The 22,900-nt window shown below is 61.5% G+C and carries 21 protein-coding genes; 12 read left to right on the top strand and 9 right to left on the bottom strand.

Features of this window, described 5'->3' with window-relative positions:
- Positions 1–48: 48 nt before the first annotated feature.
- The 7 genes from IG627_RS07030 to IG627_RS07000 form a co-directional block, all read right to left on the bottom strand.
- Positions 49–573 carry a nuclear transport factor 2 family protein gene (locus tag IG627_RS07030; protein WP_193191601.1) on the bottom strand — a complete coding sequence of 175 codons (525 nt, stop codon included), beginning with the start codon at positions 571–573 and terminating at the stop codon, positions 49–51.
- Positions 574–639: 66 nt separating this feature from the next.
- The gene (locus IG627_RS07025) at positions 640–1,845 is read right to left on the bottom strand and encodes an ABC transporter permease (protein ID WP_193191599.1); all 1,206 of its coding nucleotides are present in this window, start codon (positions 1,843–1,845) and stop codon (positions 640–642) included.
- 10 nt (positions 1,846–1,855) lie between these two features.
- Positions 1,856–3,181: an ABC transporter permease gene (locus IG627_RS07020; protein WP_193191597.1), complete on the bottom strand. Its 1,326-nt coding sequence runs from the start codon at positions 3,179–3,181 to the stop codon at positions 1,856–1,858.
- Positions 3,182–3,271: 90 nt separating this feature from the next.
- Entirely contained in the window at positions 3,272–4,477 is a 1,206-nt protein-coding gene (locus IG627_RS07015; RefSeq protein ID WP_193191595.1) for an ABC transporter permease, read from the bottom strand.
- 26 nt (positions 4,478–4,503) lie between these two features.
- Positions 4,504–5,832 carry an ABC transporter permease gene (locus IG627_RS07010; RefSeq protein ID WP_193191593.1) on the bottom strand — a complete coding sequence of 443 codons (1,329 nt, stop codon included), beginning with the start codon at positions 5,830–5,832 and terminating at the stop codon, positions 4,504–4,506.
- Positions 5,833–5,843: 11 nt separating this feature from the next.
- Complete coding sequence (locus IG627_RS07005; protein WP_193191591.1) at positions 5,844–6,545, bottom strand: ABC transporter ATP-binding protein; 702 nt, start codon at positions 6,543–6,545, stop codon at positions 5,844–5,846.
- 172 nt (positions 6,546–6,717) lie between these two features.
- The gene (locus IG627_RS07000) at positions 6,718–7,998 is read right to left on the bottom strand and encodes an efflux RND transporter periplasmic adaptor subunit (RefSeq protein ID WP_193191589.1); all 1,281 of its coding nucleotides are present in this window, start codon (positions 7,996–7,998) and stop codon (positions 6,718–6,720) included.
- Positions 7,999–8,311: 313 nt separating this feature from the next.
- Between IG627_RS07000 and IG627_RS06995 the strand changes: the two genes are divergently transcribed.
- The 3 genes from IG627_RS06995 to IG627_RS06985 all read left to right on the top strand — a co-directional run bounded on the left by IG627_RS06995 (position 8,312) and on the right by IG627_RS06985 (position 11,645).
- A complete protein-coding gene (locus IG627_RS06995) occupies positions 8,312–9,805 on the top strand; it encodes a SulP family inorganic anion transporter (RefSeq protein WP_193191587.1) in 1,494 nt (497 codons plus the stop codon).
- Entirely contained in the window at positions 9,805–10,752 is a 948-nt protein-coding gene (locus IG627_RS06990; protein ID WP_193191585.1) for a universal stress protein, read from the top strand. The genes IG627_RS06995 and IG627_RS06990 overlap by 1 nt, the downstream gene beginning before the upstream one ends.
- 203 nt (positions 10,753–10,955) lie before the next feature.
- Complete coding sequence (locus IG627_RS06985; RefSeq protein WP_193191583.1) at positions 10,956–11,645, top strand: sterol desaturase family protein; 690 nt, start codon at positions 10,956–10,958, stop codon at positions 11,643–11,645.
- On the opposite strand, the gene IG627_RS06980 is transcribed toward IG627_RS06985, so the two are convergent.
- Entirely contained in the window at positions 11,642–13,327 is a 1,686-nt protein-coding gene (locus tag IG627_RS06980; protein ID WP_193191574.1) for an aminotransferase class V-fold PLP-dependent enzyme, read from the bottom strand. The genes IG627_RS06985 and IG627_RS06980 overlap by 4 nt on opposite strands.
- A 175-nt stretch (positions 13,328–13,502) precedes the next feature.
- On the opposite strand from IG627_RS06980, the gene IG627_RS06975 reads away from it, so the two are divergent.
- Complete coding sequence (locus IG627_RS06975; RefSeq protein WP_319024517.1) at positions 13,503–13,973, top strand: Lrp/AsnC family transcriptional regulator; 471 nt, start codon at positions 13,503–13,505, stop codon at positions 13,971–13,973.
- Between the two features lie 47 nt (positions 13,974–14,020).
- Here IG627_RS06975 and IG627_RS06970 read toward each other — a convergent pair whose 3' ends face one another.
- Positions 14,021–14,449 (bottom strand): acyl-CoA thioesterase, encoded by a 429-nt coding sequence (locus IG627_RS06970; protein WP_193191572.1) that lies wholly within the window; start codon positions 14,447–14,449, stop codon positions 14,021–14,023.
- 352 nt (positions 14,450–14,801) lie between these two features.
- Between IG627_RS06970 and fabV the strand changes: the two genes are divergently transcribed.
- From fabV to IG627_RS06930, 8 genes are all read left to right on the top strand, one after another.
- Positions 14,802–15,980, top strand: coding sequence for an enoyl-ACP reductase FabV (gene fabV / locus IG627_RS06965; protein WP_193191570.1), 1,179 nt, complete (start codon positions 14,802–14,804; stop codon positions 15,978–15,980).
- Positions 15,981–16,197: 217 nt separating this feature from the next.
- Positions 16,198–17,241, top strand: a complete 1,044-nt coding sequence (locus IG627_RS06960) for an NADP(H)-dependent aldo-keto reductase (RefSeq protein WP_193191568.1) — start codon at positions 16,198–16,200, stop codon at positions 17,239–17,241.
- Between the two features lie 71 nt (positions 17,242–17,312).
- Positions 17,313–17,546, top strand: a complete 234-nt coding sequence (locus IG627_RS06955; protein WP_193191557.1) for a DUF2789 domain-containing protein — start codon at positions 17,313–17,315, stop codon at positions 17,544–17,546.
- A 168-nt stretch (positions 17,547–17,714) separates the two neighbouring features.
- Positions 17,715–18,680: an LpxL/LpxP family Kdo(2)-lipid IV(A) lauroyl/palmitoleoyl acyltransferase gene (gene lpxL / locus IG627_RS06950; protein WP_193191548.1), complete on the top strand. Its 966-nt coding sequence runs from the start codon at positions 17,715–17,717 to the stop codon at positions 18,678–18,680.
- Between the two features lie 77 nt (positions 18,681–18,757).
- Complete coding sequence (dapA, locus tag IG627_RS06945) at positions 18,758–19,633, top strand: 4-hydroxy-tetrahydrodipicolinate synthase (RefSeq protein WP_193191547.1); 876 nt, start codon at positions 18,758–18,760, stop codon at positions 19,631–19,633.
- A 33-nt stretch (positions 19,634–19,666) separates the two neighbouring features.
- Positions 19,667–20,860, top strand: a complete 1,194-nt coding sequence (bamC, locus tag IG627_RS06940; RefSeq protein ID WP_193191545.1) for an outer membrane protein assembly factor BamC — start codon at positions 19,667–19,669, stop codon at positions 20,858–20,860.
- A 14-nt stretch (positions 20,861–20,874) separates the two neighbouring features.
- Entirely contained in the window at positions 20,875–21,648 is a 774-nt protein-coding gene (locus IG627_RS06935) for an MBL fold metallo-hydrolase (protein ID WP_193191543.1), read from the top strand.
- Positions 21,649–21,937: 289 nt separating this feature from the next.
- A complete protein-coding gene (locus IG627_RS06930; protein WP_193191541.1) occupies positions 21,938–22,762 on the top strand; it encodes a sulfite exporter TauE/SafE family protein in 825 nt (274 codons plus the stop codon).
- Positions 22,763–22,900 lie beyond the last annotated feature (138 nt).

Raw genomic sequence — 22,900 nt, 5'->3', positions numbered from 1 at the left:
AATACGCAGTGGCCAGACCGACAGCAAAAGTGTCGGGCTGGCCGGATCTTAATCGGCGGGCTTGTGGTCGTAACTCAACACGCGGGCGAGTTTCCACTGGCCGTCGACTTTTTGCCAGACATGGGTGAAGCGGCCGCTCTCCCGCAGCACCGGCTCCTTCCCTTGCGGAAGTCCGTAAAATTTGTGGATGCCTATCTGTATGGCTCCGAAGTTTTTGAGTGGATAGATTTCAACGCTGCCCGCCACCAGTTTCCTCCTGGCCTTGACGTTCCTGCCATTCTGCCGGCCTTTGCACATGTCGGCGACCGAACTCAGGAACTCCGCACCGGAATCCGCGTTCTTGCCCCACTTGTCGTGGTAGAACTCGAAATCGTCTGTCACCAGACCCTGAGATGCCTCCAGGTCGCAATTATTGAACACGGCGTCAAACAATTTCCGGTCTGCATCAGTTATTTCCGCTACGAGTTGCGCGGATGTCGGAGGGCCGGATACTACGGGATGCTCCTCCGCAGTGGCCGGAAAATTGGCGAGGGATGTGCCCGTCAGGAGCAGGGCTGTAATCAATTTGCGCATGCTTGCTTCCTATTGTTGTCGCGGAGGGGGCAGTTCCCCTCCGTTTCCCGCCGCCTTCTGTACCGTTTATACGCTGCGGGTGGCTGTGGCCGGCGAGATATTTGCCGCACGCAGCGCCGGCACCAGTGCCGCCACCAGACTGACGCAGAGCAGCATCAGCGCACAGACCAGCATTACGGACAATGGCAGCGCCGGCTGGGAGTAGTTGGCTACCATAAAGTGGTTGCCGATCTGTGCGGCGGCCATGCCGATGGCGATACCCGAACCGGCGATCAGGCAGTTCTCCACCAGGAAGTAGCGGCTGATATTGGTGCGGGTGGCACCCAGGGCGCGGCGCACGCCTATCTGCTTGCGACGCTGGTTGATCCAGAAGAAGGTCAGGCCGACGATGCCCAGCGCAATGATAAAGGTGAGCATACCGATAACTGCTGACAGCACCTTGACCATCAGGTTTTCACGCGCGTAGCTCTTGTTCAGGCGCTCGGACAGCGTCTGCATGTCGATGACCCGGTTGGGTTCCAGCTGTGCCAGCCTTTCCTCAATCGCCTTGAATACCTGATCCCGCTTACCCGGCTCGGTGCGGATCAGGTAACGACCGAAAGTAAATTTGGGAAAAGAGGGGTAGAAGGCCACACTGCCCGCCTTTGCCCAGCTTGTCCAGGCGCCCAGGTGCCGCTCGACGATGCCGATGATTTCAATCGGATTGTCACCGCCGCCATAGATGAACTTACCCAGCGCATTGCCCTCCGGGAACATGATGTCGGCAAACTGTTTGGTGACTATAGTGACTTTGGGGTGGTAACGGTCGTTCGGATTCCAGGTCTCCATATCGGCAGGCGTAAAGTTCCTGCCTTCTACCAGTTTCAGCCCCAGGGTCTGCAGAAATTCCGGGCCTGTGTGATAGACGTTGGCGACCTCGTCGTCGATCTGCTGGTTGGGTTCGCGATAGAAATCACTGGCGGAGCCGGAACCGGACAGTGGGATATGGTTCGAGTGGACCGCGTCGATAACGCCGGGCATGGCCCGCAGCATGTCCAGGTCGGCGCGGGCCATGGAAACTATGTCGGTGCCCGCTTCGGCTGGGTAGTAGGTGACGGCAATAATGTCCTCGACCGCAATGCCGGTGGGGCGTGCGATTTTATCCAGTCGGTCGCCCACAATAATGCTCGAATTACCGACGATGGCCAGGGTCAGGGCCAGCTGCACTGCGATCAGCAGCGCCGCAATTTTGTTGCGCCAGAGCGCCGAAAGAATTGGTCTGAGTTCTAGCATGGCGCTGTCCTCACTGGGTTTTCAGGTAGATGGACGGGCTGGTGCGGCTGATTCGCCAGGCCGGGTAGAGGCCTGCCAACAGACTGGCGACAACGGCCAGGCCCACCGCCGATAACATCATCAGCCAGTCCATCTGGGCGATACGATCGGCAAAGCCCATGGCGAGACTTTTCACTGCGCTGAGGCCGAACATGCTGAGCAGTATGCCCATCAGGCCACCGAGAATGCCGATACAGACACTCTCGATCAGGTGCTGGGTAAATATCGCATTGCGGCTCGCACCCAGGGCGCGGCGCACACCTGCCTCGGGTGCCTTGCGTAGGAATTTGGCCAGCAGGAGTGCGACCGCATTGACGACGCAGACCAACAGGAACGCCAGTGACAGCCAGCCGAGTACGCGGTTGTCGTCCCGCAGTACTTCATTGACCACCAGCCATTCCGAGGGCTGAGTGAGGCCGAACTTGAGCGGGCGCTCGAAGCGCCCCTGGGCCTTCTGTTCCTGGATATAGCTGGTCAGGAAATTCTCAAAACGCTGTTTCTGCTCATCGGTGTGCAGTTCCACCCAGTATTGTATCCAGACGGACTCGCTCTGCAGGAAGCCCTCGAAACCCTCCAGGTCTTCCTCGTGTTTCCAGCTATTGGTGTTGCCCCAGCTAAAGATTTCCAGTTTGCGGTGCAGACCGAAAGGAATGTAGAAAGCTTCCGAATCATCGAAGGCACCGTTGTTCAGGTCGTGCACCTTGGGCACCGGGTTCCAGTTCTCGATCACGCCGATCACCGTGAAGGGGTGGCCGTCCATATTGATCGTCTCGCCGACGCTGTTCTCGCCACCAAAGAGCTTTTCGTTGGTTTTCCGGGTAATCACCACCTGCTGAGCCGGATTGCTGTCGGCATTTTTCTCCCAGGTCCCGCCGTGGAGGAAGTCCACATCAAACAGCGCAAAGAAGTCTCGGGTGGTGACCCGGGTCTGGCCGATGAATGGACGCATTTCCGAGTCGTCGACGGTCACTGTGGCGCCCCAGCGGTGCATGGCCACTTGGCGGCTGGGAGTATCCGAGCGCAGCAGCGCCTGGGCGTCCCGATAAGTCAGTTCCCAGGGCATACGGGTAAGGTTGCTGTCACCGCGGTAGGAGGCATTCGGGTCCCAGCTGTCCAGCTGCACCGCGAAAAGCACTTCGTCTTTATGGGATAGCGCGTTCTGGGACATCATATAGTTCAGGGTCAAGACGGTCATCGATGCGCCGACACCGACCGCGATGGCGGCCACCATCAGCGCGCTCAGAATCGGCGTGCCGCGCAGGCTGCGCATTGCCAGGGAAAAGTAATAGCCGATCATTGTTTTATTCTCTCTTATGTTCCTTTCGGGCGCCGGTGCAGCGAAAGTTACCCCGGACATATTTCCTGCCGGGGCAATCGGAAACAGCAGCTACACACTTCGTGTCGCCATCGCCGGCGAGATATTGGCGGCGCGCAGGGCCGGGACCAGTGCTGCGGCCAGGCTGATACCAAACAGGATCAGGGCGCAGATGGCCGTTGTGGACAGCGGCAGGGCTGGCTGCTCGAACTCACTGGCGAGAAAACGATTGAATATCTGCGCCGCGGCCGTGCCGAGCACTATGCCGGTTGTGGCGATCATCAGGTTTTCCAGCAGGAAGTAGCGGCTGATGGCGCTGCGGCTTGCACCCAGGGCGCGGCGCACACCTATCTGTTTCTGCCGTTGGGTGATCCAGAAGACGGTGAGGCCGACGATGCCGAGGGCTACGATAAAGGTCAGCATGCTGACCACGCCGCTCAGCACCTGGATCATGGTATTGTCGCCGGCGTAGTAACGATCCAGCTTGTCTTCGAGAAGGTTGACGGCAACTACCCGCTGGGGATCGCGTTCGGCCAGCTTCTCCTCCAGCAGTTTGGCGACCGCCTCCCGCTGACCCGGCTCGGCGCGCACCACATAGTCAAACCACTGGGTGTCCATGACCGCAGGGAAAAACACTGTGCTGCCGGCGTTATGTGAATTGGGCCAGGGACCCAGGTTGCGTTCCACGATGCCGACAATCTCAATGGGATTGTCTTCTCCACTGAAATAAATGGATTGACCCAGGGCCTCGCCGTTGGCGAAAAGTTTGTCGGCCAGTTGCTGCGTGACAATCGCCATATTCGGACGCCAGCCGCTACTGAAGCTGGCTTCCGTGATGTCGTTTGGGGTAAAGGCGCGGCCGGCCACCAGTTTCATGCCCAAAGCATCGATAAGGTGTTCGTCCCCCCAGAATTGGGCGCCACCGGTAGCACCTATCTCCTGGTTGGGTGCGGTGTAGAGGCCGGTCCCGGAACCGCCGCCGGTGAGCGGTGCGCGGCTTACGGTGGCGGCGGCGACGCCGGGCAGCTGGCGGATCATATCCAGATCCAGGCGGAAGGCCTCCAGCCTGTCGTAGTTCTTGGCAATGGGCATGAATTGGGCGGTAACGATATCGGTTACCGCGACACCGGTCGGTCGGGCGATTCTCTCGATACGCTCCTGAATGACCACTGTGGCGTTGCCGACGATGGCCAGGGTCAGGCCCAGCTGTACGGCGATCAGCAGCGCGGAGATTTTGTGGCGCCAGAGCGCCGATAGAATGGGTCTCAGTTCCAGCATGGCACTTTCTCCTTTCCTTGCGGGCCTTATTGGGTTTTCAGGTAGATGGACGGATTGGTGCGGCTGATACGCCAGGCCGGGTAGAGGCCGGCGAGCAGGCTGGACAGGATTGCCAGTCCGATAGCGGACAGCATCATCAGCCAATCCATGGAGGCCACGGTGTCCAGATAGCCCATCTGCAATTGGCGAACCAGTGCCAGGCCGGCCAGGGTCAGCAGAATGCCGATTAGTCCGCCGGCGAGACCGATACAGCCGCTCTCCACCAGGTGCTGGCTGAATACCGCCTTGCGGCTGGCGCCCAGTGCGCGGCGCACGCCGGCCTCCGCCGCCTTGCGCAGGAACTTCGCCAGCAACAGCGCTACTGCATTGACCAGGCACACCAGCAGGAAGGCCAGGGATAACCAGTTGAGCATGCGATCGTCACCGTCCACGACCTCGTTCAGCTGCAGCCACTCCGAGGGCTTGCTGAGGCCGAACTTGAGTGGGCGCGGAAAGCGGCCCTGGGCCTTTTGCTCGCGGATAAAGCCGGTCAGGTACTCCCGGTAGCGCTCTCGCTGTTCATCGCTATCCAGTTGTACCCAGTACTGGATCCATACATATTCACTGCCGAGCTGGTCCTCGTAGCTGTTTATGTCCTCCGGTTTCCAGCCGTTGGTATTGCCCCAGGGGTATATCTCGAAGCTGCGGTGCAGACCGAAGGGCAAGAAGATTTCCGCGGATTTATTGAAGCTGCCGTTGTTCAGGTCGTGGACCTTGGGGCTGGGCTGCCAGTGTTCGATCACGCCCACAACGGTGAAGGGGGTGCCGCTGAAATTGACCGTGCGGCCGACGCTGTTCTCGCCGTTGAACAGCTTGTTATTGGTGGATTCGGACAGGACTATCTGCTGCACCGGGCTGGTGTCCGCGTCGCCCTGCCAGCTGCCACCGTAGAGGAAGGGTATATCGAACAGGGCGAAGAAATCGCGGCTGGTGACCCGGGCTTCGGCGGTAAAGGGACGCATTTCCCCCCCGGAGTTCTGGGACGGATCCAGGCTGATGGGGCCTCCCCAGCGGTGCATGGCCACCTGGTGGGTCGGGATATCCGAACGCAGCAGGCTGATCGCATCCTTGTAGGTGACCTGCCAGGGCATTGCGCTGGGATTGTCGTCGGCTTCGTGAGGATCCCAGTTGTCCAGCTGCAGCGCGTAGAGCACATCGTCTTTATGTTCCAGCGCGTTGCGCGACATCATGTAGTTGAGGGTCAGCGTGGTCATGGCGGCGCCCACGCCGACGGCGATGGCCGCGACCATCAGTGCGCTCAGGACCGGCGTCCTGCGCAGGCTGCGCAGTGCCAGGGAAATATAGTATCCGAGCATGACCTTTCTCCTTATGCAGTCACTGCTTCACCGAGTGCGGACTGGAGGCGCAGATCGGCTACCTGGCCGTCGACGATCTGGATATTGCGGTGCGCGCGGCGGGCCAGGTCCGGGTCGTGGGTGACCATGACGATGGTGGTGCCCCACTCGTTGATAAATTCCAGCAGTTCCATTACCTGGCGCGCCATCAGGGAGTCCAGGTTACCGGTGGGTTCGTCCGCGAGCAGGAAGCGCGGTTCGCCGGCCAGGGCGCGGGCGATGGCGACGCGCTGCTGCTGGCCACCGGACAGCTGAGCCGGCAAATGCCTGGCGCGTGCGGACAGTCCGACCTGCTCCAGTACTTTTTCGATACGCTTTTTGCGCTCCTTGGCATTGAAGCCGCGGTAGCGCAGGGGCACGTCGATATTGTCAAACAGGTCCAGGTCCGGGATCAGGTTGAAGCCCTGGAAGATAAAGCCGATCTTTTCATTGCGCAGACGCGAGCGGTCGCGGTCGTTCAGGTCGCTGACATCCTGGCCGTCGAGCAGGTACTGGCCGCCGGTGGGTGTTTCCAGCAGGCCGGCGATATTGAGGAAAGTGGTCTTGCCGGAACCACTGGGGCCGGTCACCGAGACAAATTCCCCCTCGTTCACTTCCAGGCTGAAATCGCGCAGGGCGTGGGTTTCGATGGTGTCGGTGCGGTAGCTTTTACGGACATTGTGCATTTTCAGCATGGTGAATTTCCTTTCCTAGAATTTGTTTTTCGTTCTTGTAGGATGGGCAAAGCGCAGCGTGCCCATCGGCATTCGGTTGATGGGCACGAGCCCGCCATGGATGGCGGGGATGCAGAAAACGCATGGAGCAGTTTTCTGTCTGCGCTTTGCCCATCCTACGGTTCTGTTCAGTTCACTCTTTCAGCGCAACCAGCTGCGCGTTTTCCAGCTCCTCGGCGGAAGAGACGATAATCTGGTCGCCGACATTGAGGCCGGAGACTATCTCCACCTGCTTCAGGCCCAGGGCGCCAATCTGGATCGACACCCGCTCCGCCTGCTGTTCTCCGTTGAGGCGGAAAGCGTAACGGCCACCGCTCTGGTCGAGGAAAGCCCCGCGTTTGACCAGCATCACGTCTTCGCGGTTTTCCAGCAGTATGCGCGCGGTCAGTCGCAGGTTCTGGCGCAGGTTCTGCGGTTGGCCATCGGTGAAGCGCACGCGGGCCACTACCTGGTTGTCGATCACTTCCGGGGAGATGGCGGTGATCTCGCCGGGCAGTCTTCGGCCTCCGAGGTTGATTTCCACTGCCATGGCCAGGCCCAGGTCGTCGGCGTAGTTTTCCGGCACTGCGGCCTCCAGTTCGAAGCTGGTCAGGTCCACCACGGTGATCAGCGGCGCATTGGCGGCCACGGCACTGCGCTGGGCCACGGCGAGGCTGCCGATGGTGCCGCCGACCGGGGACAGGATTCTCAGGTCGCGCACGCGGCGTTCCAGCTCCTGTACCTGCAGCTGTTGCTGGGAGACCTGCAACTCCAGGGTCTGGGTCTCGAAGGCGAGGGATTCCTTTTCCAGCTCGGCGTTCTGCACTGCCTGTTCGTACTCCAGCTGCGCGCGCGCCAGATCGTCGCCGGTTTTCTCGAAATCCAGCTGGGAGATGATCTGCTTCTGCATGGAGATTTCCGCGCGTTTCTGTTCGCGCTGGGCGGCGGTAAGGCTGACCCTGGCCAGGTCGGCCTTCTGCTGGTTTTCCAGCTGTTGGCGCTTGGCCTGGATTTTCTGGCGCTGCAGCTCCACCGACAGCTTGTTGAGCAGGGCCTCTTCCTGGGCCAGTTGGTTGGAGAGTTCCGGGCTGTCCACTTCCGCCAGCAGTTGGCCCTGTTCGACCGTGTCGCCAGCCTTGACGGCAAACTTGACGATACCCTGGGCCGGGCTATACAGGGTGGGGCTGTTGGCGGCTACCACTTTGCCCTGGACTACCAGGTCGCGCACCAGGTCGCCGCGCTCCACCTGGGCGATATTGATGCGGGACAGGGACAGGGTGCTGTCGACGGAGCCGGTGGAATGCCAGGCGCTGATGCCCCAGGAGAGGAAGGCCAGGGAGAGGGCGGCGGCACTGGCGGTTTTCAGTAACCTGGGGTTCTTCCACAGCGGCGCGGCGGCGATTTGTATGTCCTGCGCGGAGGTATCTCTGATCATTCGTGGCTTTCCGTTTCTCGGTGTTTTTATACCGGCGCTGCGCTTATAGGGCATGTGACGCGCCGGAGGTCGGATCTGGATGCAGGGGGTTTCAGCCCCGGCTCTGAAGACATTAGAGCAAGGGCCGTGCCAGTTTTTTATTTGTTCATAACTTGTTGAAAATTAAGGGAAAATTCACTGATCGATAGCGGCGTTTGAACAACCGGGTGTCCGCCCTGAGTGTCCGCTGTCCGCCCCGGCAGGCGCCGGACACCCGGGCCTGTTTGTGGTAGAGTGCGCGCCCTTTTTTCGATCAATTCCGATTCTGTTTCCTATGTTGCTCTCTTCAACCAAGGCCGACTGGTTCGGCAATATCCGTCGCGACGTGCTGGCGGGCCTGGTAGTAGCCCTGGCGCTCATTCCTGAGGCCATCGCCTTTTCCATCATCGCCGGCGTGGATCCGCGGGTCGGCCTCTACGCGTCTTTCTGTATCGCGGTGGTGATCGCTTTTGTGGGCGGCCGCCCGGGTATGATCTCCGCGGCCACCGGTGCCATGGCGCTGCTGATGGTGACCCTGGTGAAGGAGCACGGGCTGCAGTACCTGCTGGCGGCGACGCTGCTGACCGGGGTACTGCAGATAGTGGCGGGTTACCTTAAATTGGGCAGCCTGATGAGTTTCGTTTCGCGGGCGGTGGTGACCGGCTTTGTGAATGCGCTGGCGATTCTTATTTTCCTGGCGCAGATGCCGGAACTGGTCGGCGGCGGCTGGCAGGTGTACGCGATGACTGCGGCCGGCCTCGCCATCATCTACCTCTTCCCGCATATCCCGGTGATCGGCAAGACGGTGCCGTCGCCGCTGGTGTGTATCCTGCTGCTGACGGCGGTGGCGATGACGCTCGGTATGGATATCCGCACCGTCGGCGATATGGGGGATCTGCCGGACACACTGCCGGTGTTCCTGTGGCCGGATGTACCGCTGAATTTCGAGACACTGCAGATCATCTTCCCCTACTCCGCCGGCCTGGCGGTGGTGGGCCTGCTGGAGTCCCTGATGACGGCCACCATTGTCGACGACCTGACAGACACGCCGAGCGACAAGAACCGCGAGTGCAAGGGGCAGGGCATCGCCAATGTCGCTACCGGCATGATGGGGGGCATGGCCGGCTGCGCGATGATCGGCCAGTCGGTAATCAATGTGAAATCCGGTGGCCGCGGCCGCCTGTCCACCCTGGTGGCCGGTGTTGGCCTGCTGACCTTGGTGGTCTTCCTCAGCGACTGGGTGGCGGTAATCCCGATGGCCGCGCTGGTGGCGGTGATGATCATGGTGTCCATCGGTACCTTCAACTGGGATTCCATCCGCAACCTGAAGCGCCATCCGTTGTCCACCAACCTGGTGATGCTGGCCACGGTGATTGTGGTAGTGTGGACGCACAACCTGGCTTATGGTGTATTTGTCGGTGTGCTGCTGGCTTCGCTATTCTTTGCCAATAAGGTCAGCCACTTTATGTATGTGGAAAGCGAGCTGGACGAGGCCGAGAGCTGCCGCACCTATAGGGTGGCGGGGCAGGTATTCTTCAACTCGGCCGACAAGTTTGTCGACGCGTTTGATTTCAAGGAAGTGGTCGACAAGGTGGTGATAGACCTCAGTCGCGCCCACTTCTGGGATATCTCCGCGGTCTACGCCCTGGACAAGTCGGTAGTGAAATTCCGCCGCGAGGGCGCGCAGGTGGAGCTGGTCGGATTGAACGAGGCCAGTGAAACCATCGTCGACCGCTTCGGCGTGCACGACAAGCCAGAAGAAATCGAGAGGGTCCTGGGAGGACACTGATGACCGTCAAACAGAATGACAATAACAATAAGGAAGTCAACGGCCACAGCCCTGAGCGGAACGGTCAAGGCCCTGGGCAGGAGGGCAACCGCGATCATGCGGCGACGGTGCTGTCCTGTATCGACGGCTCGCACTTTACCAGCGCCGTGTGCGACTACGCCGCCTGGATTGCGGTCAATACCGGCGCGCCGCTGAAGCTGCTGCACAATATAGAGCGCGGCAATGTACCGGCGGTGGCGGATCTGACCGGCAGTATCGGCCTGGGCAGCCAGGAAGAGCTGTTGGAAGAACTGACCGCGCTGGAACAGCAGCGCTCGCGCCTGATGGTACAGCAGGGCAAGTTGATGCTGCAGGCGGCGCGCGAGCGCGCCGAGCAGGCGGGCGTGCAGCAGGTGATCACCTGCCAGCGCCATGACAGCCTGAGCGAATCCCTGATCGAGCTGGAAGACAGCATTCGCGTGCTGGTGCTCGGTATTCGCGGCGAGGAGCACGGCGGTTCTGAGCAGGGCCTGGGCACCCACCTGGAAACTGTGGTGCGCTCGCTGCACAAGCCGATCCTGGTGGTCAATCGGGAGTTCCAGCCACCGCGCAGGATCATGCTCGCCTACGACGGCAGCGACGCCGCGCGCAAGGCGCTGGCACTGGTGGCCGGGAGCCCGCTGTTCCGGGAACTCTCCTGTCACCTGGTATATGTGGGGTCGGCCGACACCGCCGAGGGTTTACTGGCCGAAGCCAGCGCCGTGCTGGATGAAGCCGGCCTGGCGGTAACCGCCAACCGCCTGGAGGGAAGAACCGTGGAGGCGCTGACCGCCTACCAGGCGCAGCACGATATCGACCTGACGGTGATGGGGGCCTTCAGCCACAACCGCCTGCGCGACCTGCTGATGGGCAGTATCACTGCCAAGATGTTGCTGAGTACACAACAGCCGCTGCTGTTGCTGAGATAACATTTATTGGCTCGTCATACCGGCGCAGGCCGGTATCCAGTTCTGTGGCACCTGGGTTCCGGCCTGCGCCGGAATGACGAATGAATATTAGCGTGTAGCCCGGATTACGGCGCTCCATCCGGGCTACTGGCAGCTGAAATAATTCTGTAAGAGCGGCCATGGGGCACACCTATAAATTGCATTGATCACCGCGAGAGTGAGCGATGAAAAATAATAAAAAACTGCAAGAATACCGCCAGAGCTACAGGGCCGATTTTATCGGTCGCCACTACAACGGCTGGCTGCACCTGGCCTTTACCGTCAGCGCCAGTCTCGCGGTGATCGCCTACAGCCTGCTGCAACTGAAAGAACCTACCTGGTACCAGTGGCTGACGGTGCCGCTCGCCTTTGTCTATACGAACCTGATGGAGTACTGGGGACACCGGGGCCCCATGCACAACAGGCGCAAATGGCTCGGGGGTGTCTACCAGCGCCACACGCTGCGCCACCACCGCTTCTTTCGCCACGACGTCATGGCCTATGGCGACAGCCGCGATTTTCACGCGGTGCTCTTCCCGCCGGTACTGGTGGTATTTTTCCTGTTGCTTACCGTGGTGCCGTCGGCACTGCTGGTGTACTGGCTGCTCGGCGCCAATGTGGCCTGGCTATACGCGGCCACGGTGTTCGGCTATTTCCTGAATTACGAGCTGCTGCACTTTGGCTACCATATGGACAAGGATTCCTGGGTGGGCAGGCTGCCGGGCATGGCGACGCTGCGCCGGCTGCACACCCGGCACCACGATCCGCGCCTGATGCAGTGTTACAACTTCAATATTACCTACCCGATCGGGGACTGGCTGTTCGGCACCCTGTACCGAACGGATAGGAATACCGAGTCAGTGCGGGCCTGTTAATGGTCCCACATCTGTGAGATTTCCTGCGGGGCGACAAACCAGCGCAGCTGCTCCGCTTCCGCCGGCAGTTCCAGGCTGTAGCGGATAGCGTCGAGTCGTTCGCGACACAGCTCCCGCTCCGCCAGCGCCAGTTGTTCGCGCAGGGAAAATTGACCCGGTGCATGCTGGTCACCTTCGCACGCGATGTTGGGCTGATTGAAGTCCAGACCGGCAAAGCTGACCGCGGGTGCGGTCCTGATATCCTGGAAACGCCAGACCCCGTGATCCCGGTCAAAGTGATAGTAGGGCAGCAGCCTCCAGCCGTGTTCCGCCACCAGCTCCACCGCGCGCACCAGGTACTCGAAGGTGTCCTCGTCGATAAAGTAATTGAAATTCAACCGCACCCAGCCGGGTCGCAATACCATGTGGCCTTCCAGCAGCTGCGCCTCCAGCGCCCTGCTGTATTCCATATCCATGCCCAGCAGGCTGTGGCCGTAGGGGCCGGCACAGGAGCAGCCGCCGCGGGCCTGGATACCGAAGAGGTCGTTCAGCAGCGCCACCACGAAGCCGTAGTGCAGGTCCTCGCCGCGCCATTTGATGCGCAGTGAGGTGATGGACAGGCGCGGGGCATTGGGATTACCCAGTATCTCGATATTCTCGCACTCGGACCAGCGGGCGATAGCGCGGCGCACAAAATCCGCCTCGCGCTTTTCAATCTCGTCGGTGCCCACCTGATGCTGCAGCCTGAATACCAGCCCGGCGCGGATCGATTCGACGATCGCCGGCGTGCCGCCCTCTTCACTGCGCTCGGCGTCGCCCAGGTAGCGGTGATCCTCCGGCGTTACATAGAGCACGGTGCCGCCGCCGGGTACCGCCGGTACCGAGTTGTTGAGCAGTTTCTGCTTCACCACGAGAAGGCCGGGTGTGCCCGGGCCGCCGACAAACTTGTGCGGCGAGATAAACACCGCGTCCTTGCTGCTGTCGCCGTCGGTGGATTGCGCGCCGTTCATATCGATGCCCACATAGGGCGCCGCCGCGGCATAGTCCCAGAAGGAGAGGGCGCCGTGGCGATGCAGCAGCCGCGCCACTGCATCGACATCGGTCTTGATGCCGGTGACATTGGAGGCGGCCGAGAAGCTGCCGATCTTCAGCGGCCGCTCTGCATAGTCGCGCAGGCGGGCTTCCAGAGCCTGCAGGTCCAGCCCGCCGTCCGCATCGAGGGGAATGGAAACCAGCTCGGCGATACTCTCCCGCCAGGGCAGCTCGTTGGAGTGGTGCTCGTAGGGACCGATAAAGACCACCGGCCGCTCCTGGGGCGGAATTCTCTCCAGCAGCCGGTAGCGCTGGTTCAGGTCCGCGGGCAGGCGCAGGTTGAGGATATCGATCAGCTTGTGCACGGCAGCGGTGGCGCCGGAGCCGCAGAAGATCACCCTGTCTTCCGGGCCGGCGTTGAGTGCGCGGCGAACCTCATTGCGGGCCTCCTCGCGCAGTGCCGTGGTCTGGGCACCGGTGTAAGAGGTCTCTGTATGCGTGTTGGCGTAGTAGGGCAGTACCCGCTCGCGGATGATGTCCTCGATAAAGCCCAGTGCGCGCCCGGAGGCGGTGTAATCCGCGTAGACCAGCGGTTTGCGGCCGAAGGGGGTATCGATCGGCTGCATATCGCCGATCACGGACTCGCGGATGCTTCTTATCAGTGCGCTCATGCTCTACTTCCCCAGTTCATCAGGGTTGCGAACTATAGGGTAGGGAGGGTGAAACAATGTCTCCACTTGGCTCGTATTTGGCGTTATTTCCGGTGTTTCGTTTCACATGCTATAGAATGCTGAGACATTGAACCGGTGCTGTATCAATTATAGGAACGATTTTGAGGGGAGAGGTGTGGCGGAACAGAAGCTGAGCAATCAGGACCGGCAGATACTGGATCTGCTGCAGCGGGACGCGACCCTGTCTGTCGGCGACATCGCCGAGCGGGTGGGTATCTCCAAGTCCGCCTGCTGGCGGCGCATCCACAAGCTGGAGGACGAAGGAGTGATCCGCGAGCGGGTCACGCTGCTGAACCAGGACAGGGTCAACCTGCCGCTGACTGTCTATATTGCGATTCGCACCAACCAGCACAACGACCAGTGGGCGGCGCAGTTCAGCCGGGTGGTGCAGGGAGTCGCGGAGATTCTGGAAGTGCACCGCATGAGCGGTGATCTGGATTACCTGGTCAAGGCGGTGGTGACGGACATGCCGGGCTACGACCGATTATACAAGGAGCTGATCAAGGCGGACCTGTTCGATGTGAGTTCCAGTTTTGTAATGGAGACGATGAAGCAGACCACGCGGCTGCCGCTGAAATATGTCTGATGCTCCCCCTCTCCCCAAAGGGAGGGGGGACCATTCGCGCTAGCCGGCTAGCCGGCTAGCCGCTGATCCTGCAGCTCCCGCTCCTGCTCCGCTGCCAGTCGTGCCTCCTCCAGCGACATACCCGCCTTCTTGTGTGGCGTCGGCTTGCCCTCCGCATCCAGGGCCACGAACACTATGCGCTCCACCTGGATGATCAGCTCCCGTGTCTGCTTGTTACGCACCTCGCAGTGTACCGTCAGGGAGCTGTGGCCAATGTCCACCACCTCGAAGCCGAATTCCACCACGTCGCCACAGAAGGCTGAGCTGACGAAGTCTATCTCTGACATCAGCTTGGTCACCACCATGGGGGTGCCCATCTGGCAGCCGGCGAAGATGGCTGCCTCCTCGTCTATCCACGCCAGCAGCTGGCCACCGAACAGCCGTTGTGCCGGATTGAGATCGCCGGGTTTAACGAAGTGACGTGAGTAGTATTTCATTGGGAACCTCGCGATGTTGATTTTTTTGCTGGAAATTACCGCCTTTCCTGGCGGTTCCGAAATAAGAAGTGCATACAGCGTGCCAAGGCGACGTTACATGAAGTGTGTCTAACTTCGGGAAAACTGTGCCAACTGGTGTGGAAAGTGCATCGCGATAAGGCGATAGAGGCTGCCGCGGCTCCCCGATGGGGCGAATGTTGCTAATCTGGCCGCGAGCATGGATATTCTGGACAACAAAGCGGCCAGCTTGTGATGGTCGCTATGGGACTCGGCCCCATCTGCCATTAGAATGCGGCACCAATGACGTGACTGAACAACCACGATTCCCAAACCAAAGGGGGAACTGAAAGGCATGATTATCCAGCCGAAAGTACGCGGTTTTATCTGTACCAACGCCCACCCGCAGGGCTGTGCCGCCAATGTGCGCGAGCAGATCGAATACATCCAATCCCAGCCGGCCGTCGAGGATGGCCCCAAGAATGTGCTGGTGGTGGGCGCCTCCACCGGCTACGGCCTGGCCTCGCGCATCACCGCCGCCTTCGGCTGCGGCGCCAAGACCCTGGGTGTCTTCTTCGAGAAGCCGCCGACAGAAAAGCGCACCGCCTCGGCCGGCTACTACAACTCGGCGGCTTTCGAGGAAGAGGCACACAAGGCCGGCCTCTACGCCAAGAGCATCAACGGCGATGCCTTCTCCGATGAGATCAAGGCCAAGGCCATCGACATGATCAAGGCGGACATGGGCAAGGTGGACCTGGTGATCTACAGCCTGGCCTCACCGCGCCGCACCGATCCGAAAACCGGCGAGCTGTACAGCTCCGTGCTGAAGCCGATCGGCAAGTCCTACACCGCCAAAAACCTGAACACCGACAAGCTGGAAATCTCCGACATCTCCGTCGAGCCGGCCAATGAGGAAGAGATCGCCGCGACGGTAAAAGTCATGGGCGGCGAGGACTGGGAGCTGTGGCTGGACGCCCTGGGCGAGGCCGGTGTGCTGGCAGATGACTGCAAGACAGTCGCCTACACCTATATCGGTGAAAAGCTCACCTGGCCCATCTATGGCCACGCCACCATCGGCAAGGCCAAGGAGGATCTTGACCGCGCCGCCAAGGCCATCACCGACAGCGGCAAGGCCGATGCCAATGTGGCCGTGCTGAAGGCGCTGGTGACCCAGTCCAGCTCGGCGATTCCGGTGATGCCGCTGTATATTTCCCTCGTCTACAAGGTGATGAAGGAAGAGGGCACCCACGAGGGCTGTATCGAGCAGCTGTACCGCCTCTACACCGAGGGCCTCTACACCGACGCCCCGCGCCTGGACGACACCAACCGTTTCCGCATGGATGACAGGGAACTGCGCCCGGAGACCCAGGCCAAGATCGAGAAGCTGTGGCCGGAGGTGACCGAGGAAAACCTGTTCCAGCTGACCGACTACAAGGGCTACCAGGAGGACTTCCTGAAGCTGTTTGGATTCGGGGTCGAGGGTGTCGATTACGAGGCCGATACCAGCCCGATGGTGGAGGCGGATTTCAAATAATCCCTTATCACCTGTAGATAAACTGTTCCGTATCAATTACTAATTGGCTCGTCATACCGGCGCAGGCCGGTATCCAGAATTAGTAGCATCTAGATTCCGGCCTGCGCCGGAATGACGATAGTACGCTGTAGGAGCGGTGGGGCGTCGCCCCGCCGCTCCTACAACTCCTCTCCCCGAGCCTGCATAATCAACCCCTTTGATCTGCAGGAGTCTCTCCATGGAATACCGCCAGCTGGGCAAAACCGATCTGAACGTCAGCCTCATCTGCCTGGGCACCATGACCTACGGCGAGCAGAACACCGAAGCCGAAGCCTTCGAGCAGCTGGACTATGCCCTGGACCAGGGGGTGAACTTTATCGACTGCGCCGAGATGTACCCGGTGCCGCCGCGCCCCGGGACCCAGGGGCGCACCGAGGAGTACATCGGCAACTGGCAGGCGGCGCGGGGAAACCGCGACAGGATTGTGCTGGCCACCAAGGTCACCGGGCGCGGCGACGCCAACTCCGGTGTGGCCCACATCCGCGGCGGCCCGCGCCTCTCCCGCGAACAGATCCGGCAGGCCTGCGATGACTCCCTGCGGCGCCTGCGCACCGACTATATCGACCTATACCAGCTGCACTGGCCCGAGCGCCAGGCCAACTTCTTCGGGCGCCTCGGCTATGAGCACGGCAACGACGACGGCATCGCCATCGCCGAGACCCTGGACGCGCTGGCGGAACTGGTCGCGGCCGGCAAGGTGCGCCATATCGGTCTCTCCAACGAGACGCCCTGGGGCATGCACCGCTACCTGCGTCTGGCCGCGCACGGCAACAAGCCCCGCATCGCCTCTATCCAGAATCCCTACAGCCTGCTGAACCGCACTTTCGAGGTGGGTTGTGCGGAGATGGCGATCCGCGAGCAATGCGGCCTGCTGGCCTATTCGCCGCTGGGTTTCGGGGTCCTGTCCGGCAAATACCTGGGCGGCAAGAAACCCGAAGGCGCGCGCCTGACTCTGTACGAGCGTTTCCAGCGCTACACCGGCGAGCGCGCGGTGCAGGCCACTGAAGCCTATGTGGCACTGGCGCGGCAGTTCGGCCTGGATCCGGCGCAGATGGCGCTGGCCTTCGTCAACCGGCAGCCATTCGTGACGTCAAATATTGTCGGCGCGACCACCATGGCGCAACTCAAGAGCAATATCGCCAGCGCCGGGATAAGGCTCGACGACGATCAGCTGGCCGCGATCGAGTCGGTCCACGCTCTGAACCCCAATCCCGCTCCCTGAGCGGCGATTGGGCCGCCGAGCGGGGGCTAACTATACTGTTAAGTCGGGTAAGTACTTTCGCGGGGAACACCATGGAAATCACCGGTTTTCACTCTCTCAACGACCTCTTCGCCCAGCTGGGGCTCGATTCCGAGGACGCGGCCATAGAGGCCTTTCTCGATCGCCACCACCTGAGCGGCCAGGAGCAGCTGTCTGAGGCCCCCTTCTGGTCCGATGGCCAGCGCAGGTTCCTGAAGGAGGCGATACAGGACGACTCCGACTGGTGCGAGGCTGTCGACGAGCTGGATACGCTGTTACGCCACTGACCTGGCTTTCGCAGGATGGGCAATGGAGCGCAGCGATGCACCCATCTTATGCGGCGCTGATGGGCACGCTTCGCTTTGCCCATCCTACCCCCTAACCACCACCCGCTATATAATGCGCCGCTTTCGACCGCCAAAGCGGCAAATTACCCTTCCCAAAAATAAAGTCCGATGGAAAAACCCCGATTCCGCGCGGCACTGCTGCACCCGCGCTACTGGCCGACCTGGCTGCTGTTCGCCCTATGGTTTCTCGTGGCCCAGCTGCCCTACCGCTGGCAGCTGGCACTGGGGCGTCTGTTTGGCCGGCTGATGCTGCGTCTGGCGCCGAGCCGCCGCACCATCGCCGAGCGCAACCTGGCACTCTGCTTCCCGGACATGGTCGACGCCGAGCGCGCCGAGCTGCTGCGACGCAATTTCGATTCCAACGGCATAGCGCTGATGGAGACCGGCATGGCCTGGTTCCGCTCCTCCACATGGCTGCGCAAGCGCTTTACCATCGACGGACTGGAACACCTGCAGGAACCCCAGTCCCGCGGCCAGGGCGTTGTCATGATGGCGATGCACTTCACCACCCTTGAAATCGGTGCCGCCTTCATGGCCATGAGCCACAAGGTGGATGGCATGTACCGGCCGCACAAGAACCCTGTCTACGACTATATGCAGCGCAAGGGCCGCGAGCGCCACGGTGAGGACTCGGAGGTTTTCCAGCGCAAGGACGTGCGCGGCATGCTGCGCGCACTCAAGAATGGTCGCGCCGTCTGGTATGCGCCGGACCAGGACTACGGTATCAAGCAGGGCGTCTTTGCGCCCCTGTTCGGCCAGCCAGCGGCGACGGTGACCGGCACCTCGCGTTTTGCCCGTGTGGGACGCGCCCAGGTGGTTCCCTATATTGTCACGCGTCTCGAGGATGACTCCGGTTACCGGGTCAAAGTCTACCCGCCGATCGAGGAAATTCCATCCGGCGACGAACTGCGGGACGCGATACTGGTCAATCAGTTTGTCGAGGCGCGCATGCGCGAGAACCCGGCCCAGTACATGTGGGTGCACCGCCGCTTCAAGACCCGGCCCGAGGGCGCGTCCAATATCTATGAAGGTGTGCGCAAGAAGAAAAAGAAGCGCAGAAGGGCGGCGAAGTAATCGCCGCTGGCATAGAGTGGGCGCCCTCAGTAACATAGCCGTCTCATTTTGGCGCGGTGCGAGAATAAGGAGTTAGGATGTTTACCGGCAGTATGGTGGCGTTGGCTACCCCAATGTATGCAGACGGCAGCCTGGACTGGGACAGCCTGCACAACCTGGTGGAGTGGCATATAGAGCAGGGCACCCGCGCCCTGGTCGCCGTGGGTACCACCGGTGAATCCGCCACCCTGGACGTCAACGAGCACCTGGAAGTGATCCGTCGCGTGGTGGATCAGGTGGCCGGGCGCATTCCGGTGATCGCCGGCACCGGCGCCAACTCCACTACCGAAGCCATAGAGCTTACCGAGACGGCGGCCAAATGCGGCGCCGACGCCTGCCTGCTGGTCACTCCCTACTACAACAAACCCACCCAGGAGGGGCTGTTCCAGCACTACAGGACCATCGCCAAGGCCGTGGCCATACCGCAGATTCTCTACAATGTACCGGGCCGCACCGCCGTGGACATGCTGCCGGAAACGGTGCAGCGCCTGGCCGCGATCGGCAATATCGTCGGCCTCAAAGAGGCCACCGGAGACCTGGAACGCGCCCGTGTACTGCTGGACACGCTACCGAAAGAGTTTGCGGTCTACTCCGGCGACGATGCCACCGCGATGGATTTGATGCTGATGGGCGGCCACGGCAATATCAGCGTGACCGCCAATGTGGCGCCGGCGGCAGTGGCACAGATGTGCGAAGCGGCCATCGGTGGCGACGCCGAGACGGCGCGGGCCATAGATCAGCGTATCCGGATATTGCACAAAGTGCTGTTTGTGGAGTCCAACCCGATACCGGTGAAATGGGCACTGCGGGAAATGGGGCGTATCGACGGCGGTATCCGCCTGCCGCTCACCAGTCTCTCCGCTGAGCACCACGCCACTGTGCGCGAAGCACTGCGCAGTGCGGGCGTGCTCTGACCCGCGACCAGAGAATTAACCAGGATAGATATAATGACAAAATTGACTGCTGGAGCCGCACTTTGTATCGCCAGTATCGCGCTGGCCGGCTGCGGTATTTTCGGCGACAACGGCTATTTCCGCGATCGCAGCGACGACTACCAGCGCGCGGACACCCTGCCGCCCCTGCAGTTGCCCTCCGGCGTGACCGCCAAGCACCAGGAAGAGCTGTACGAGATTCCGCAGATCGCCAGCAACGAATTGACCCAGGAAGAATTTGAAGTGCCGCGCCCGCAGGCGCTGTCGGTCAACGTCGGCCTGGACCGGGTGAAGATCCAGAAGCTGGGCAACCGCCGCTGGGTCCTGGTCAGCCAGCCGCCGGCCGAGGTTTGGCCGCAGCTGCACTATTTCCTGCGTACCTCCGGCATGCGCCTGGAGATGTCCGATGCCAGCGCCGGCATCATGGAAACCACCTGGCTCAAGTTCGACAACAGCCCGGGCACCAAGGACAAGTATCGCCTGCAGGTGGAGGCCGGGGTCCAGCCGGACACCACCGAGGTGCATGTGCGCCATCTGTCAGTACCGGCGGAGGCCCCGGTGGGGGGCAGTGTCAACTGGCCGCAGCAGTCCAGTAACCCCGAGCGCGAAGGCTGGATGATCGACGAGATGTCCTCGGCACTGGCCGCCGAGTCCACCGGTGCCGCCGCCTCCCTGGTCGCCCAGGCCATCGGCGGCACTTCGGTCAAGGTGCAGCTGCAGGAACCGGCCGGGCGCGAACCCTATATCTCCATGGGACTGACCATGGATCGCGCCTGGGCCACCGTGGCCCATGCGCTCAATGTCGGCGCCTATCGCCTGCACCAGGAGGATGCCGATATCGGCCTCTTCTACGTAACCTATGACGAGGACCGCGAACTCGCCGATGACGAAGAGGAGGGCGGCTGGTTCTCCTGGGGCGGCAAGGGCGAGGATGAGCTGGCCAAGGCTGCGGAGGGGGTGACCCTGCAGCAGGTGCTGGCCAATATCGACCTGAGCAGCGATGCCGAACCGGCACTCTTTGCCAACATCCAGGGGCTCGGCGGCGCGCCGGCTACCCCATCTACCCATAAAGAGTACCCGGGCTACCTGGTGATGCTGCGCGGGGCCAACGACCAGATAGAGGTGCGCGTACGCAATACCCGCGGCCAGCCCCTGTCTCGCGCCAAGGCCTCGCAGCTTCTGCAGGCGATTCGCCAGAACCTGATTTAATGGCGCCGCTTTAGATGGCGCTCAGGTTCGCTTCCCTGGGAAGCGGCAGCAAGGGCAATGGCACCCTGGTCGCCAGCGGCGACCACTGCCTGCTGGTGGACTGCGGCTTTACCATCAAGGAAACCGAGCGGCGCATGGCGCGGCTCGGCGTTTCTCCCTCCGACCTGTCCGCGATTCTGGTGACCCACGAACACAGCGACCACCTGTCCGGTGTGGCGCCGCTGGCGCGCAAGTACAAACTGCCCGTCTACCTGACGCCGGGTACCCTGCGCGCGCGGGATATCGGCAAACTGCCCCGGCTACACCTGATCGAGGGCCACCAGCCGTTTGCGGTGGCGGATATCCAGGTCACCCCGGTGGCCGTGCCCCACGATGCCCGCGAGGCGGCCCAGTTTGTCTTCCGCAACCGCGGCGGCAGTCTCGGCCTGCTTACCGATCTGGGGACCGTAACCCCCCACGTCGAGGCTCATTTCGGCGACTGCGATGCCCTGGTACTGGAAGCCAACCACGACCCGCAGATGCTGGCCCAGGGACCCTATCCACCGTCGCTGAAACGTCGGGTCGGCGGTGCCTACGGCCACCTGAGCAACCAACAGGCAGCGGGATTCCTGCAGCGGGTCGGCTGCGACCAGTTGCAGCATCTGGTGGTCGCCCATATCAGTGAGAAGAACAATAGCGTCGAACTGGCGCGCGCGGCCCTGGCCGATGCGGCCGACAAGGTCGCCAACTGTATCTTTGCCTGCCAGCAGCAGGGCTTTGACTGGCTGGATATCGACAAGCGCGACTGATGTCTGACCGTAGGGGCCGAAGGCGCCGTGAACACCTGGAAAGGCTGGAAGGTCCTACAGAACAATAACAGCTTTCTCGTCATTCCGGCGCAGGCCGGACTGCGAATGCACGGATGCCGTAGCGAGCATTCGCGAAGCGAATGGCCCGAAGGGCGTGGCGCAGGAGCGCCACCTAATCCAGGCGCCCCCCGGAACTCGATACCGGCCTGCGCCGGTATGACGAGCCAATGAATGTTTGAATTGAAACAGAGTATCTACAGGTAGAAATGGATTTTGGGGGGCGAGAAAATTGGAAACTCTACTAATCTACCTGCTGGTCGGCGCCGCCGCCGGCACCATTGCAGGGCTTTTCGGCGTCGGTGGAGGACTGATCATAGTACCGGCGCTGGTGCTGGTCTTTACCGCCCTCGGCATCGCCCCCGAAATACTCACCCATATGGCTGTGGCCACATCGCTCGCCACCATCGTCATCACCTCGATCAGCTCTATCCGCACCCACCATTTGAAGGGCGCGGTGGGTTGGCCCATTTTCCTGTCGATGACGCCCGGTATATTGCTGGGTTCCTGGCTCGGTGGTGTGACCGCCCACTTACTGCCGGGGGCCTGGCTGCAGCTGCTGATCGGCGTCTTCGCCATGGTGATCGCCAGTAGGATGTGGCTGGCCGGACGGCGCCACGCAGAATTGCCGCAAAACGGTGAGAAACTGCCGGTTGCACCGCTGCTGGCGGTTGTGGGCGGGGTAATCGGCTGGGCCTCGGCGATTTTCGGCATCGGCGGTGGCTCCCTGACGGTACCCTTCCTGTCCCACTGCAGAGTGCAGATGCAGCGCGCCGTGGCCACCTCCGCCGCCTGCGGCCTGCCCATTGCTATAGCCGGCGCCATCAGCTTTGCGGTGCAGGGCTGGAATGATGAGCAGCTGCCGGCCTGGAGCAGCGGCTATATCTACTGGCCGGCGTTTGCCGGCATAGTATTGGCCAGTACCCCCTTCGCCCGTTTCGGTGCCAACCTGGCTCACCGGCTGTCGCCGCAATTACTTAAGAACTGCTTTGCCGGACTGCTGTGTGTGATTGGATTGCGCTTTATCTGGCTGAATGCGGGGCTGCTTGTCGGCTGAGCAGAACAGGCGTCGATTCATGGGAGATAGTGGTAAGAGAAGCTTGTGCCGGCCAAGTACAGCCGCTGAAAATAAAAAAGGAGGGCGCGGGGGGGGCGGGGGTTTGGGGTCCCGGGGGGGGGGGGCGCGGACGGGGGG

The organism is Microbulbifer taiwanensis (assembly GCF_014904815.1).
Classification (GTDB): domain Bacteria; phylum Pseudomonadota; class Gammaproteobacteria; order Pseudomonadales; family Cellvibrionaceae; genus Microbulbifer; species Microbulbifer taiwanensis.
The sequence above is the reverse complement of the archived record's forward strand: the minus strand, read 5'-3'. Positions and strand labels throughout refer to the sequence as shown.